The 15,098-nt window shown below is 54.4% G+C and carries 9 protein-coding genes; 2 read left to right on the forward strand and 7 right to left on the reverse strand.

Going from position 1 to position 15,098, the window contains the following annotated elements; all coding sequences use genetic code 11:
- Positions 1–9: 9 nt before the first annotated feature.
- The 5 genes from Enr13x_RS35570 to Enr13x_RS35595 form a co-directional block, all read right to left on the reverse strand.
- Positions 10–1,434 carry an efflux RND transporter periplasmic adaptor subunit gene (locus Enr13x_RS35570; protein ID WP_145391683.1) on the reverse strand — a complete coding sequence of 475 codons (1,425 nt, stop codon included), beginning with the start codon at positions 1,432–1,434 and terminating at the stop codon, positions 10–12.
- A 745-nt stretch (positions 1,435–2,179) separates the two neighbouring features.
- Entirely contained in the window at positions 2,180–3,304 is a 1,125-nt protein-coding gene (locus Enr13x_RS35580) for a sialidase family protein (protein WP_231743981.1), read from the reverse strand.
- A 67-nt stretch (positions 3,305–3,371) separates the two neighbouring features.
- The gene (locus tag Enr13x_RS35585; protein ID WP_315856977.1) at positions 3,372–7,400 is read right to left on the reverse strand and encodes an efflux RND transporter permease subunit; all 4,029 of its coding nucleotides are present in this window, start codon (positions 7,398–7,400) and stop codon (positions 3,372–3,374) included.
- Positions 7,401–7,519: 119 nt separating this feature from the next.
- On the reverse strand, positions 7,520–9,889 hold the full coding sequence (locus tag Enr13x_RS35590; protein WP_145391686.1) for an efflux RND transporter periplasmic adaptor subunit: 2,370 nt from the start codon (positions 9,887–9,889) through the stop codon (positions 7,520–7,522).
- A 47-nt stretch (positions 9,890–9,936) separates the two neighbouring features.
- Entirely contained in the window at positions 9,937–10,839 is a 903-nt protein-coding gene (locus Enr13x_RS35595; RefSeq protein ID WP_145391687.1) for an anti-sigma factor, read from the reverse strand.
- A 263-nt stretch (positions 10,840–11,102) separates the two neighbouring features.
- Here Enr13x_RS35595 and Enr13x_RS35600 point away from each other — a divergent pair, with 263 nt between their 5' ends.
- Positions 11,103–11,573: a hypothetical protein gene (locus tag Enr13x_RS35600; protein ID WP_145391688.1), complete on the forward strand. Its 471-nt coding sequence runs from the start codon at positions 11,103–11,105 to the stop codon at positions 11,571–11,573.
- 257 nt (positions 11,574–11,830) lie between these two features.
- Here the strand turns inward: Enr13x_RS35600 and Enr13x_RS35605 are convergent, their stop codons facing one another.
- Together Enr13x_RS35605 and Enr13x_RS39260 are read right to left on the reverse strand one after the other, a co-directional pair.
- On the reverse strand, positions 11,831–13,342 hold the full coding sequence (locus Enr13x_RS35605) for an IS91 family transposase (protein ID WP_261344220.1): 1,512 nt from the start codon (positions 13,340–13,342) through the stop codon (positions 11,831–11,833).
- Positions 13,261–14,181, reverse strand: a complete 921-nt coding sequence (locus tag Enr13x_RS39260) for a tyrosine-type recombinase/integrase (RefSeq protein WP_231743777.1) — start codon at positions 14,179–14,181, stop codon at positions 13,261–13,263. The genes Enr13x_RS35605 and Enr13x_RS39260 overlap by 82 nt, the downstream gene beginning before the upstream one ends.
- A gap of 255 nt (positions 14,182–14,436) precedes the next feature.
- On the opposite strand from Enr13x_RS39260, the gene Enr13x_RS35615 reads away from it, so the two are divergent.
- Positions 14,437–14,997, forward strand: a complete 561-nt coding sequence (locus Enr13x_RS35615; RefSeq protein ID WP_145391690.1) for a class I SAM-dependent methyltransferase — start codon at positions 14,437–14,439, stop codon at positions 14,995–14,997.
- Positions 14,998–15,098 lie beyond the last annotated feature (101 nt).

Below are 15,098 nucleotides of genomic sequence, written 5' to 3' on the forward strand. Positions count from 1 at the left end.
TTGATTCCTTTAGTGGGCCGCGTGAGTTGTGCCGTCGGCATGGACATGGACACCTGGTTGCTGGCCGCTAGCCGATTGCGACTTCAAGACTCGATTGAGCGATGCCGCTGAGCCTTGCGCCAAGAAGGCACCCGGCGTGATGCTGCCGTCGTTGGCGATGACAACGGATCTTCGATCCTCGTGAAGCACGTGAACGGGAATCTGCTTGAATAAGTCGCCGTTTTGCCGGAACACGTAGGCTTCGGGGCCTTCCCAAACGACTGCTTCGGATGGCAATACGAACACATCGTCAAATTCTTCAACGGGAATGTGGATGCGTGCACGTTGGCCCGGTCGAAAACGCCAAACAAGGAACGCACGCTCTTGCTCCCCATACAATCGCGACTGATTGGTCAACGGTACAAAGAAGTCAAACGTACGGCTGTTTGTGTCGATGGAATTCGCCAAATGGCGAATATTGAAAGTCTGATTCAGCTCCGGCCAGCGACCTCCTTCATCCTCAGCAAACTCGACCTCAATGGGACGTTTTTCTTGAGCTGCCTGCTCAAGAAACGCGGCCTCGCGTTTGAACGCGTGTCCGACAACGTACAGCATTTGATGATTCGACAGATTCGCGAGTAACTGCCCGGCTTGAACTTGTTGCCCCAGTTCGACTGAGAGTTCTTGCACCTCGTAAGCAATACCTTGCCCCTCGCCCAATTCGTTGATGTAACTGACCTGCTGAACCGCTTGCGGCAGCGACCGTTTTGTGACGGCTGACAAATCGCGAAGCGGCGGAGCGACGACATCGACGGTCGAAACGAACGCCCCTGATTCAATCTGCTGCACTTGGTCAGGCGTTAACCCACGAGTGAGCAATTCCTGACGAGCCGCTTGGATTAAGGTGTTTTGTCGACTGATCTCGCTTTGCAATTCGATCAACGTGGAACGCGAAACCGCACCGCTGCTGACGGCACCTGATAGTCGGCCGATCTCGGCTTGTACGATCGCCGTTTCCTGCCGCGCCTTGAACAATGTCGTTTGAGTTGCTTGCAAGTATTCACTGAAAAGCCGCAGCGTGAACAACGGTTCGCCAGGACTCATGGTGTCGCCGGGAAACGCATGGATTGCGGAAACGACGCCGACTGCCGGTGATGTGACGCCCCGGTCGGACAACCCTGGACGGTCAGCGACTTCACCGGGAATCACAACGGTCCGCCAGTACGACTGAGGCCGAGCCGCCTTGGACGTGAGCGACAAGTTTTTTCGAGCCTGCTCGCTGATTTCAAGCACGGTTTGCTTTTCGGCAGACTCGTCCGACGAGCTAGCAGTCGACGTTTCGCTTACCTCGTTGCTACCGAACAATTCTGCTCGGAAGAACCAGAGCGCAGCGACAGCGCCGATGATGATCGCTGGCCCGATCAGGCCTTTCATAAAGGATGTTAAGTGTTTCATTGTGGAGCTTTTTCTCGACGGATTTTCAGCGGGCAGCACAAACCGGTAGCGAAAATCTGCAAAGACTTCCGGCTAGACCCAAGTGATGGATCGAAACTCTTGGCGAGTTCCGCTACGGAGAGGCAGGTGCAACGCAGTCAAAGATTGCGCGCACGCGTCCGCTACAGCCGAAGAGAGGCCGTGAGAAGATAGATTGGCAGAGTCCGATAGCGATTCGGCGGATCAGTCGTTCGCATTCGCGACCGAGTGTCGACGACAATCGAGGGCAAAACTTCGACCCAGTCGGTCGAGTGAACATCTATCCCGAAAGACCCAGTAACCCGCGTCAATAACTGACCAGAAGCTATTAAATAGACTGCATCAAAATCGTGCTCTGCCGCAGGCAAGAGTAAGTCGCTATGCGATGTCGACTCATTTCGGTCAGCATGCTTATGGTGGTCGTCATGGGCGTGATCGTGACTGCGCAAATGCACGTGTGGACGCAGGCCATGCCCGTCCGGCTCAGCTACGCCGGTTCCCCCGTGCGAATGAGGCAAGCATTGCCCCAGCACTAAGAAGGGAATCAGCAGTAAACAAAGGAGTCGGGACATCCTAACAGTTTATCAATCAATCCAGGAATTAGCTATAGCGATCGAACAAGTATCGGCCGATGAGTATGATTGCGGCACTCCCGACTTCACATCTTAGGACTCAATTGAGCGTTAAGTTGCATGCTTCGCCACCGATGACACAGCGTCAGTCGGTTTTACTGATTGACAATCTCAGATCGGATCGACGAGACATCGCCCTCTTTCGATTCCCAGACCAGGACCACTGGACCACCGCCTGTGACCGAAGCGGCGAGTACGGGATCGGATGCTCTCGTTGCGATGGATACTGGATTCGTGGAGGCCGGCCGCAACAACAGTAGCTCCCCTCCACGACGATCGACCCATGAGATGAAATATTTGTCAGATGCAGCCACGATCGAGGGCTGTTCGCCGCGCCCGAGAAAGTTTTCTCGCATCAATCCAACACCAGCCGAATAGACGCTTCGATCGTGACGCCAAACCGTTAGCAAATCGCCGTTTGAATTTGTCGCGATGTCCCCGCCATCCATCGGACATGCGTTCAACTTCCAGCTATCCAAACCAAGCTTCTCAGCTCTGCTGAAGCTCTGGCCATCGTCTTCAGATGTAGACACGTACATGTCACGATTGCCATCAATCAAGTTTCGCCACATGACATGAACCGCGCCGCTCTGGTCAATCACTACCGAAGGATGGCAACATTCACATACTGTGCCGGATGGCGAAGTATAGACGTGAACGTTTTTCTCCCAAGTCTTGCCACTGTCTTTTGATCTCGCCCCATAAACTTGTGTTCGACCATTCCGTAGATCAAGCCACGTGCAGAACAGCAGTCCGTCGCTTCCAATCGCGAGGTCGTGCAACCCTTCGCGAGCCGATTTGACTTCATTGTTCACTTCGACAGAGTCGCCCCACGATTCACCGCCGTCGATGGAACGCCACGCACGTACATTGCCGGTTTCGTGGCTGATGGCAGTGATGACAACGAGGTCCTCTATCGCGACGATTCTCGGCCCACGTCTCATTCCCAACGCCAATTTTGGGACCTGACCAACCTTTGTTGGGGACGTGTACGTTCGGCCTCGATCTGTGGATTTACAGAAGTAGATAGTCTCTCCCGCTCCAAACGTAACAACGATAATTCCAGTATTACTGACAGCCGCTTGCGGTTGCCGTATTCCAGGGATCGCACCTTCCGTTACGACGACAATTGGATCGGCGGCATTGGTGATGTCACCGCCAACGAACAGGCACAGCGTTGCGAGAACACAGAGCGTTGGTGTCAGACCGAGGTAAGGCATGTTTGTCTCTTGAGCTTTTCTAAGAACGTGCGTTGGCCATTCTACGAGGATTTGATGTCGTGCGAATCTATGCATTCTCTGCAAATTTCTCGTCCTTGATTCCAAGTTTGAGTTTCCATTCCATGGCGGCGCAGTACAGCACCGGGACGACAAGCATCGTCATGATCTCGATCGTCATGCCGCCGAAACTGGGAATCGCCATTGGAACCATGATGTCGCTGCCACGCCCGGTGGATGTGAGAACTGGGATTAGTGCTAACAGCGTTGTTGCCGTCGTCATCAAGCAGGGTCGAACTCGCCGCATTCCCGCTGTCACGGTTGCCTCACGAGCATGTTTTGCATTCGTGATCTTGTCTTTGCGGAAACTCTCGTCCAAGTAAGACGCAATCACCACGCCGTCATCGCTGGCGATCCCAAAGAGCGCTAGAAAGCCAACCCAAACAGCAACACTGAGGTTGATGGTGTGGACCTGGAACAGCTCACGCATGTTTGTCCCAAGCAAGTTGAAATTAAGAAACCAATCGGTTCCGTAGAGCCATAACATGATGAACCCGCCCGACCAAGCGATCATGATTCCACTGAACACGAGCGACGTGGTGATAACCGATTTGAATTGCATGTACAGAATCAGGAAGATGATTCCTAATGCTAAGGGCAACACGACCATCAACGTCTTTTGCGAACGAATTTGATTCTCGTAGTTGCCGGCGAAGGTATAGCTGACACCTGCCGGGAGAACGAATTCGCCGCTGTCGATCTTCTCCTGCAAGAACGCCTGGGCATCTTCGACAACGTCGACTTCGGCGTTGCCAGCCTTCATGTCAAACAGAACGTAACCAAGCAAAAATGTATCTTCGCTCTTGATGACTTGCGGTCCGCGAACGTACTTGACGGTTGCAAGTTGCGTCAGGGGAATCTGTTGCCCCATCGCCGTCGGAACCAAAATCTTCTCCAGCGACTCGGCTTCGTCTCGAAGCTCGCGTGCATATCGCACACGCACCGGATATCGCTCGCGTCCTTCCACGGTCGTTGTTATCTTTCGGCCGCCGATTGCGACTTCGATCACATCCTGCACGGTTCGTATATGCAAGCCGTATCGTTTGATGGCGTCGCGGTCGATATCGATCTCGAGATACGGCTTTCCGACGATTCGGTCCGCGATCACAGCAGACGCCTGAATAGTGGGCACCTGTTTCAAAAGACCTTCGATTTGCAAGGCAACCCGTTCGATGGTTTCTAGGTCTGGACCTTTGACTTTCATGCCCATCGGGGCACGCATTCCACTTTGCAGCATGACGATACGAGCGGCGATCGGCTGCAGCTTCGGTGCTGAGGTCGTGCCGGGGATGTCTGCTGCCTCGGTGATCTTCTCCCAGATGTCGTTGGGTGATTTGATTTCGTCACGCCACTGTCGAAACGGTTTGCCACGAGCCTCTTCGATCAACTTTCCATTATCATCGCGGACAAAGTCACCTGTTTCATCGTCATAGCGAAACTTGAGACGATTGCCGTTGGCGTCCGTTTTGTATTCAGATTTGTATGAGATAAAGGTTTCGATCATCGAGATGGGAGCCGGATCGAGAGGGCTTTCCGCACGCCCGATCTTCCCGACGACGGAATCGACTTCCGGAATCGAAATCAAAAACTTGTTCTGCAGTTGCAGGACGTCCATCGCTTCACCGATCGAAGCGTGAGGCATCGTTGTCGGCATGTACAGGAACGATCCTTCATCCAGCGGCGGCATGAACTCTTTGCCAAGGCCGGGCAGGGTCGCTGTCGCCGCAGCCCAGGGCTTCGATTCACGAACGGTTGATTCATCCACACCAACAACAGAGGCTGTTCGAGGAATAAACGAAAAGACTTTGTCGAACCCGAGCCAAGCACACGCACCGAACAGCAGTAGTGTAACGGGCAGCGAAAGAAACATCAGCTTGTGGTTCAGGCACCACCTCAGCAGAGGCTCGTACAGAAAACGCTGAAAGATCGTAAAGAAGCCTAGCAGTCCGCCGATCAAAAGACCGACGAACGTCAAGTTGCGGATCATTCCCTTCTCCGGCCCCAGCGGAAGCCAATGCTCGGTCAACAGAAAGGCAACAACAAGCACCGCTATGGCACTGGCGGTGTAGGGGCCATACTTTTGCCACTTTTCAGGAATGCGTGTCTCAAAGAGTTTGTACGCACCCAGGCCAATTAAGATCGCACCTACCCACCACGAGATCATGAACATCGCCAGGACCCCTGCCGCGATTAGCGATAGCATCATGATTCGTCTCAACGAACCAGCTTTCATCCGGCCTCCCATCAAAACATGAGCCGCCGGTGGAATGATCGTTAATGCGACAATCACCGAGGCAACCAGCGCGAACGTCTTCGTGAATGCCAACGGTCGAAACAGCTTTCCCTCGGCGGCGATCATCGTGAACACTGGCAGGAAACTGACGACCGTGGTTGAAACTGCTGTCAGCACTGCACTGGCGACTTCGTACGAAGCACGAAAGATCACGTGCGCGCGATTCTCCTCGGGATCAGATTCGTCGAGATGTTTGAGTACGTTTTCGCAAAGAATGATCCCCATATCCACCATCGTCCCAATGGCAATCGCAATGCCCGACAACGCAACAATATTTGCGTCAACGCCAAAGGTTTTCATGGCGATAAAACACATCAGTACTGCCAGCGGCAGCAATGCGCTAATGAGAAACGAACTTCTCAGGTGCAGCACCATGACGAGGATCACGATGATCGTGACCAGAATTTCCTCGGAGAGCGCCGTGTTGAGCGTTCCGAGCGTTTCGTAGATCACACCCGTTCGGTCGTAGAACGGCACAACTCGAACTTGGCTGGTCGTGATCCATTTCGGCCATTGCTCGCGTGGGTTGCTTCGTAAGTGCTGTACCCACGGATCGAATTCGGGTTTCGCACCGCTTATGTCTGGTAAGCCGTGTCGATCGGCATAGGCGTCGACTTGTTCTTTGGTCGTCCGCGTGTAGTCGACCACGACCTTTGTCGGCAACCCAGGAGAAATTTCGCCAATTTTCTCTTTGACGTTCTTGATGGACTCAAGAGGATTGAATCCATATCGGACCGTCACAACGCCACCGACGGCCTCGGCGCCGGCTTTGTCGAGGGCACCACGTCTCAACGCGGGACCAAGCCGCACCTCGGCGACATCCTTGATCGTAATCGGGACGTTGTCGGAGACTTTGACGACTGTACTTTCGATGTCTTCGACTTGTTCGATGAATCCCAGGCCACGGATCACGTACTCCGCTTTGTTAAGCTCAATCGTTCGCGCCCCGACATCGACATTGGTCATACGAACCGACTGGAACACTTCGGCCAACGACACATTCGCGGCCCGCATCGCGTCTGGGTCCACGTCGATCTGGTACTCCTGGACAAAACCACCAATGGACGCGACTTCACTGACGCCTTCCGCCGATGTCAACGCATAGCGAACGTACCAGTCTTGGAGGGTCCTTAGTTCGTCGAGGTCCCAGCCGCCGGTTGGGTTACCATCGGGATCATGGCCTTCAAGCGTGTACCACAGGATTTGTCCCAAAGCTGTTGCGTCCGGCCCCAGTGCAGGCTGGACTCCCTCGGGCAACGTACCGGCGGGCAGGCTGTTGAGTTTTTCCAGTACGCGCGAACGCGACCAATAGAATTCAGCGTTCTCGTTGAAGATGATGTAGATGCTGGAGAAACCAAACATCGAGTAGCTGCGGATCGTCTTCACTTCGGGGATGCCGAGCAGCGCGACCGTCAGTGGGTATCCGATCTGGTCTTCGACGTCTTCTGGACTGCGCCCCATCCACTCCGTGAAAACGATCTGCTGGTTTTCGCCGATGTCCGGAATTGCATCAACGGGAACCGGATTGCGCGGAAGGTCACCCACCTTCCAATCAAAAGGAGCAACCATGACACCCCAAGTCATGATCGCCAAAACAAGCAGCGTTACGACCAGCTTGTTGTGAATGCAGAACCAAATGATGCCACCGAGAAGCGTTCGACGGTTCGTGTCTACATCTGGAGCAATCGCGTTGAGCGAATCGGAGTCCGTCTCGGAGGCGGGGGGATTATCAGGGGTTTGTGACATTCGTTTGCAGTGTCTTCTAGTTGAAGTTTCTACACCGATACCTCCATGCAAATACGGTTGGCTCGGGCTGGGTTCATATTGCTTCGTTCATCATCAAGTCGAGAACTCGAAGATCGACGTTAGCCGTGATTGTGTTTGTCGTGCTCGCCACCACTGGGCGGTGGAGCAGTGACCAGCGGCTCGACTTTGTCGGCGCATTTGAGCATCGAGCCCCCGTAATACGGATTGCGAACAGTGTCATTGCTCTGCAGCCAAGTCGCTCCACGCCCATCAAATGCCATCGGGCAATGCAGCTCAAACAATTGACTGCCGCTATGGAATCCAAACATGCGTTGGATCGTGATTAACTCATCAGATAGCAGTGCAAACGCGGAACGCATCGCTTCCAAATCGGTCGCCTTCGCTAGGCGAGCAGCAATCGACGAGAGGCTTCGTGTCTCGGCTGCCCATCGCTTTGCGACCACGTCATCAAGACCGCTCGCGTCGATCGAATGGAGGCTCTGATGCAATTGCTCGACACCACTGGTAGCCGTATCGACTTTGTCCGATGCCAATCCATCAGCGATCGCCAAATACGCGGGCAACAAACGATCTAACTGTTGTCGAAAAGCCATCGGCACATCAAGCGTCTCCTCAGGCATCTCATGCCCGGCATGTGAAATCCCGAACATTTTCTGTAGCCGCATCGCATGTTCCTTGGTCACCAAAGTCACGCGATCCGCATCTTGCAAGCTTTGAATGTCTTGCCCTTCGACCGAGTCGTTTCCCAGCAACATGGCAAACTCCTGCCATTGGGCTGCCATATCGCCCGATAGTGTGTTTGCGTCCACGGCTGCAACTCGCTGTCCCACTGTTGCAAAGGCTTCACGGATTTTGCTTAGCTCCGCCTCCTCGATGGCTGCTTCGACTGACTTAACGGATTCCAGAACTGCCAGCATCTGTTGGCCAACTTTGTGCGGCAGTGACATTTGCGAGTGGTCCGTCATCGCGTCACCCTCACCTTTAGGCATCGCGTCGCCGCCATGATGGTGACCGCCGCCGCCTCCGCCGCCTGCTGGCGTCATCATCGAAGGCTTGGCGGAGATTTGAAGAGCACTGTCAAGTTTGAAGTTGCCATTGGTCACGACCAATTCACCTTCTTTCAAACCGGATTTGACAAGGTAGTAATCGCCAGCGCGAGGGCCTAATACAATCTCGCGCCCTTCGTAAGTCGGCTCTTCGGCGTCTGGCACCTGGACATAAACAATCGCTCGCGTCCCGGTTAAGAGGGCAGCCGACACGGGAATCACAAGCGGCTTTGCGGTATCACTGGGTTCTGCGGTCACGTATCCAAGGGATTCTGCACGCACCAGTGGCATCTTGCAGATATCGCAATTGCCTGGTTCGTCTTTGATGATTTCGGGGTGCATTGGGCTGATCCATTTGCCAGCCAACGATGCATCCAACACGCGGCCACCGGCTGCGATTTTAGATCGAACAATCGCCCGCACGAACATCTCTGGCTTCAGTCGTCCATCTTCGTTCGACACGTTCACGCGGACCTTGACGGTACGGGTGTCCTTGTTCAAAACCGGGTCGATAAACGCGATCTGCCCCTTGAAGACTTCACCCGGGTAAGCCTCCGTCGTGAATTCAACTTCCTGCCCGTACCGAAGCCAGGCGAGATCAGACTCATAGGCATCCATTTGCACCCACAGATGACTCAAATCTGCAACGGTATAGATGCGATCGCCAGTACGAACCCGGTCACCTTCCTGGCGGAGTTTCTCTACGACAATTCCGCTAGCTGGTGAGTAAATCGTTAGGTGCTCGGTTGGCTTGCCGCGTTGTTCGATTCCCTGGATTTGCTCTTCGGTAATTCCAAGCAACCGCAGTTTCTCGCGAGCGGATTCTGCTAGGTCGATCGGTTTGACGAAACGAGATGACGAACGGCCAGCATTGGACTCGATCGCCGCGATCAACTCCTGTTGGGCCGTATACAACTCTTCGCTGTAGATGTACGCCATGTGATCGCCTTTGTTGACTTCGACGCCAGTGAAGTCGACATACAGCCGATCCAGCCGCCCAGAAACCCATGCGGTGATGTGCGCCAGTCGTGTCTCGTCATACTCAATCTTCCCGACCATCCGCACATCAGCGGTCACATACTGACGTCCTACCGGAACCGTCTGAATGTTCATCAGCTTCTTAACGTCCGCGTTGATCGAAACAGTACGAACGCCGCTTGCCGACTTCTTCACAGGCACCAGATCCATGCCGCAAATGGGACAGCTACCGGGCCCGTCACGCCGAATTTGAGGGTGCATCGAACAGGTCCAGATTGCCGGTGCATTCGATGCTTGCTCAGCCACAACGCCTTGGGAACCCGCTGACGAGTCCGACGACGATGGTCCTCGCAGCCACCAAGCAAACGCAAAGCCGATCACCAAGAAACCGACAGCCTGGACGAGCCAGGTGTTGTCACGAAGTTTTTGAAATACGAGTTTCATCCGTTGTCCCTAGAGAATTGAATTTGCATTTTGACGGAGATCGGTGGTCAAGTCTGTTTAAACCACCTGACCAGTGCCGTGACTTCTTCTTGGTCCTTCACGCCGACGGCGGTAACACTCCGTGGGCCCTCTCGCCATGTCGCTGCGATGCTTGAATCGAGATCGACTAGACAACACTCTTTATCGCCGCACATCGCCATGCTGGAGGTTCGGTCCCCAAACCAGTCGACCTCTTCGTCGTCGTGTTCAAACAGAACCAGCGTCGAGCCATCCTGACGTTTACACACGGCCTTCACACATGTGCAGCAGGGCATCTTCAAAACACTTGTCGACGCGAGCGAATAGCGCTCCGGCAAGCCGTCAGCTACGGCCGGTCGATATCCAACAAGGCGGACAGCCTCATCCGGAGCGACCATTTTGCCATCGTATTTATCCAGCAAGAACTGCTCCGCCTCATCAGGATTCTCCGGAAGCGCCCGCAGGTAGCGATCCATCGTCGCAACGAATTCTTTGCTACGCCCGTGATCCGTGTCGGACATCGTATCGTGACGAGATATCCAAACGCTTAAGCCAAAGACCAGGAGGATCGAAGCGGCAATCGCGAGACGCCGATACGTCGCCCGACTAATACGTCGATTCGTCGAGCGATCGGCATTTGCGCTGGAGGCCAGCTCAACAGCAGGGGCAACCGCTGGCAAGGGCTTTACCCTGCCTACGCTCTCTGTCGCGTTTTCCGCGTCGAGCCCTCGAACAACTTGCCCCCAAACGCTCGGCGGAACCGGCGGGGCCACGGCACGAGAGAAAGCACCACTAAGCCGCTCGAAATCAGTCAACGACCTCGCACATCCCTGACAGCTTTGCAAATGCTCCGCAACAGCAGCGCACACATCAACCGACAACTCGTCGTCGTAAAACGCCGAGAGCAAATCTTGAGTTTCGTTACAGTTCATGAGCTATACCTGCGACCTTTCGTGGTCTGTCGGTGAAAACGAGTTCCGCGCGGTCTGCCGCGTCGCATCGAGAACTCGTCAATTGTTGGATACCTCTAAACCGCGGTTCCTTCACGATTTTTAGCGATTTCGCACGAAACGTCGATGCTGGCCCCATCTTTTTCAGAATTCCTATGAAAATCGGTGAAGAACGGCACGACGGAAACCATCTCACTCGGCGTAATGATCTTTCCAACGCCTTTTTCGACGAGGAACTCAAAGTCATGACTTTTCTGAAGTGGACGTTACCCATCGCCGCAATCGCCATGCTCACCATCGGATTCGCAGGCTGTGATTCGTCGCAGGTGCAACCAGCCGATGATGCCGCACCAGCAGCCGATAGGGAGGGTGGAATGGACCACGATTCCATGGACCATGACGCGATGGAACACGACGAGCACGCGATGCACGACCATGCTTCCCACGCGGGAGGAGACGCTGCGGAAGAGATTCCGGCTCCCGAGGCGAAGTCCGACATGGACAAAATGATGGAAACGCTCGCCAGTTTCTCGGAAGAGGACAAGGCATCGGCGATGAAGCAGCATTTCTGCCCCGTGAGCGGAGAAATGCTCGGCGTGATGGGCAAGCCTGAGAAGATGGAAGTCAAAGGCCAAACCGTCTGGATTTGCTGCGATGGCTGCAAAGACAAACTCCTCGCCGACCCCGAAAAATACCTCGCCAAAATCAACAAGTAAGCGTCAAAGCTGAAGAATACTTTTAGGAAAAGCAGCGTGATTGAGTCTCTCAAGCGAGTATTGACCAACAGTCCCGTCAGTACTCTCCAAAGTGTCCGCAGTGTGGTTGATGACTACGTCTTTGACTACCGCAACAAACTAGACACGCGAACTGAGGTTGCGATCAACGAAATGCGATCTATCCGGGCACGGGACGTGCAGGGATAGATCGTGCGTTGAAGTTTGTCGGCTCGACTTGGCCGGGTTCGGGTAGACCGCTATTGGAATAGCTGCAGTTGCCGCGTGCCAGCTCTGGCGTTTGATTCGGGTGCGGTTTCTGGGGCCGTCTGCTCCCTTGCACTTTCAATGCCACTTTTCAGATACCACGCGTACCATTGCGAAAAGCCCTCACCCATGGCCCCGTCCCAAAAGCGAATGTCGTCTTTTTCTTGACTCTCGCGGTACCAACGTGGGCTATCTTTCGAGTCCCGCCGGAAGATCTCGCTCCACGGTCGCTTCTCATACTCGTGCGTTAGACGAAGCGATTCGCTGCCACAGTGCTCACAGCACAACTTCGATTCGGGCTCGGCCTCGACCGAGTCGACTTCATCAGAGAGCAAGTCGAGAGTCCCCGCCTGCGATCGGTCGGCATCGGTGAGTGACGCTCGGCACTTCGCGAGATATTCTTCAGCTTTTGTATTCGACCAGCCTCCAAACTGACGTGTTTTGGTCAACTCTTTTGGCAGAATGTGCAGGCACCAGCGACGGATGAACTCCGATGTCGAGAGAGTGAACGGAACTTGAAGCGATTCACCACCGGTGGTGCGGCCTTCGCGGGCCCAAAATGTGACCTCGTGGTCGTCCGCGGCGATGATGCGGTAGTCACTGATCGGCCCACCGGTCAGATAACGCGTTAAGTAACGAACCACGTGCTCGCCGCGACTGCTTTCGGTCGGAGGGGGTTCGATGTAGCTGACCCATTCCTTTGATTCGAGCTGATCGATCATCTCCTCCCAGGCTTCGTCACCTTGCAGATACGCCAGCGAGCCGTCGAGTTTCAATTTGTCGTTCTTACGAAGACGCTGTAGGTGAGCCACCGCGATCTTCCGAAACGATCTTCGAAGATTGATCGCATCGACGAGGTACTGGCGGTCATCTTCATAGCCGTCGACTTGCGGCGCCCTGGCTTTAATCCAACCTCCATCGCTTAAACTGGGCCCCGCCCCAGGAACCAATGCGTGAACATGCCAATGAGCATCCAGCTTCTGGTTCCAGGTGTGAAGCACCATCAGCGCAGCGAGCTCATATTGCTGTTCTGTTTCAACCGTCTTTTTGAGAGACTTCCAAGCAGAGTGGAACAGCAACTCCGCGATCTCTTGACGATTCGCCAGTGGCATCGTCGAGACCACCTCCGGTAACGTGAAGACGACTTGGTAGTAGTCGACACCGTCGACGATCAGTTTCGAAGCTCTATCGGAGAAGTTCTGGCGTTTTCCGCCACTACATTGCGGACAGTGCCGATCGCCACAGGAGTTGTGTCGTTTCGTCAGGCGATCACAATCATCACACTGATACCAACGACCACCGAGTGCCGAAGTACGGCAGAGGCTGGTCTTGGCCAACACGCTTTGGACCGTCATGCTGGCTCCCCCGTCGCGGTGCTCGTTGACGTAACGTTCAGCACCGCGACGAATGAGTTGATGGACGGTTAGCTTTTCTTGCCTGAATCGTCCTGTTCGCCGTTCTCCGTCGGCGGCGTGTAAGTCGGAAGTTGCTTGACCGGCAACCAGTCCAGTGGACTCGGGGCACTGTGCAGGTGCTCCCGGCGGCAATGCAGATAGACCATCGTCGTGATGAAGCTCGCGTGACCAAGGAGCTTGCTGATCGTCAACAGGTCCACGCCAGCTTCCAGCAGTCCCGTCGCGTAGGAGTGTCTCAGGACATGAGGATAAATCCTGCGTTTGATCCCCGCCTTCTCCCCTGCATCCTTCATCGCTTTGCGAATCGTGGTGTCGGCGTAGGGTTTTCCCGGAATCTTTCCCGGGAACAACAAGTCGGTCGGCTTGTACTTGAGCCAGTAGATCCTGAGCTCTTTCAAGAGCCTCGGTGAGAGAGGGATCAAGCGTTCCTTTTTGCCCTTCCCATTGGCGACTCGAATCATCATCCGTTTGGAGTCGATGTCGTGGATCCTCAAGTTGGCCGCTTCGGCGAACCGCAGCCCTCCGGAGTAGAGCGTCATCAGAAAAGTTCGGTGTTTCAGATTGGCCGTGCATTGAATCAGCTGGTCGACTTCTTGTCGGCCGAGCACGGTAGGCAGCTTCTTGGGCCGTTTGCCGAAGGGAACCATCGTGACCGGCCAGGGCATGGGCTGGGTGTAGCGATAGTAAAACCGTAAAGCACAAACGGCCTGGTTGAACGATCCGTAGGCAAGCTTTCGTTCTCGGATCAGATGGAGCTGGAAGGTTCTAACGTCTTCGACGGTTGCCTGGTCGAGCGGTTTTTGGATAAAGTCGGCAAACTTTCGCACGTGATAGGTGTAGGCGTCGATGGTGGCTTCGGCCATGTTGCGGATCATCATGTCTTCGGCGAGCCGCTTGGTGAGTTTGCAGGTTCGTTTTTTGTGTGACATCACGGTTGCTTGTCCTTGTTGTGAAACAGAGTTCAAAAGAAGTTCGCGCCGCAGCGTGCAGGGAACACAACAAGGGTGCGTCAACGAGCAAAAAGCGCAAGTTAAAACGCCAGGCAAGGCTTAAAGAAAGAGACAGAAAGAACGCCTAGCGCGCACAACTGGCTAACCGCAAAAGCGCCTACAGGCGCGCCGAAAGACAGACACGTTGTGACCCTCACACACTCACCGCACTGACAAGAGAAAACGGTCACGCCAATGAAGTCGCTGCCGATTAAGTTCAACGACCTAGATATCAGCCAGGAAGACAAGCAGCACGCCGACAAATGCAAGCCAACTCGCGCCAGGTACTTCCGCATGTTAATGAGCCACATCGGGATTCCTCACGATGGTGTATTCGTCGATGTCGGATGCGGCAAAGGTAGGATTCTCATACTGGCCGCTGAATATGGATTTGAACGAATCGTCGGCCTAGAGATATCGCCGCAGCTGTGTCAGATCGCTGAGCGCAACGTCAACGCTTTTCATCAGCGGACGAGCAATTCGTGCTCGGTGAACGTCGTTTGCACGAACATCCTTCATTACCAGCTCAAAGGTGATGAATCGGTCTTCTTCTTGTATTCGCCATTCGACCATCCCGTAACAAAAGGCTTCCTCGACTTGCTGCGCAAATCAATCGACGACCATCCGCGAACGCTGCACTTGATCATCGACGAGTTTCGGTTTCCGGAATTGCTGGAAAACGACGATTACTTTTCGCATACGGGAACCTACACATACGGCGCTGCCGAATTTCAAATTTATCTACACGAAGCGTGATATGGACGTGCCCCAACCGCTACCGAAATCATCAGCCGATCTATAATGCCCCAGTTTTGACGCGTCGTACGACCATATCGGCGTGCCGTCGACTGAGGTTT

Origin of the sequence: Stieleria neptunia, assembly GCF_007754155.1 — a bacterium.
GTDB lineage: Bacteria > Planctomycetota > Planctomycetia > Pirellulales > Pirellulaceae > Stieleria > Stieleria neptunia.

Bases quoted from the DNA above. Each gene is read 5' to 3' on its own strand.
- Enr13x_RS35595 (WP_145391687.1), bottom strand. From the start codon at position 10,839: ATGAACTGTAACGAAACTCAAGATTTGCTCTCGGCGTTTTACGACGAC.
- Enr13x_RS35590 (WP_145391686.1), bottom strand. From the start codon at position 9,889: ATGAAACTCGTATTTCAAAAACTTCGTGACAACACCTGGCTCGTCCAG.
- Enr13x_RS39260 (WP_231743777.1), bottom strand. From the start codon at position 14,181: ATGTCACACAAAAAACGAACCTGCAAACTCACCAAGCGGCTCGCCGAA.
- Enr13x_RS35570 (WP_145391683.1), bottom strand. From the start codon at position 1,434: ATGAAACACTTAACATCCTTTATGAAAGGCCTGATCGGGCCAGCGATC.
- Enr13x_RS35615 (WP_145391690.1), top strand. From the start codon at position 14,437: ATGAAGTCGCTGCCGATTAAGTTCAACGACCTAGATATCAGCCAGGAA.
- Enr13x_RS35580 (WP_231743981.1), bottom strand. From the start codon at position 3,304: ATGCCTTACCTCGGTCTGACACCAACGCTCTGTGTTCTCGCAACGCTG.
- Enr13x_RS35585 (WP_315856977.1), bottom strand. From the start codon at position 7,400: ATGTCACAAACCCCTGATAATCCCCCCGCCTCCGAGACGGACTCCGAT.
- Enr13x_RS35600 (WP_145391688.1), top strand. From the start codon at position 11,103: ATGACTTTTCTGAAGTGGACGTTACCCATCGCCGCAATCGCCATGCTC.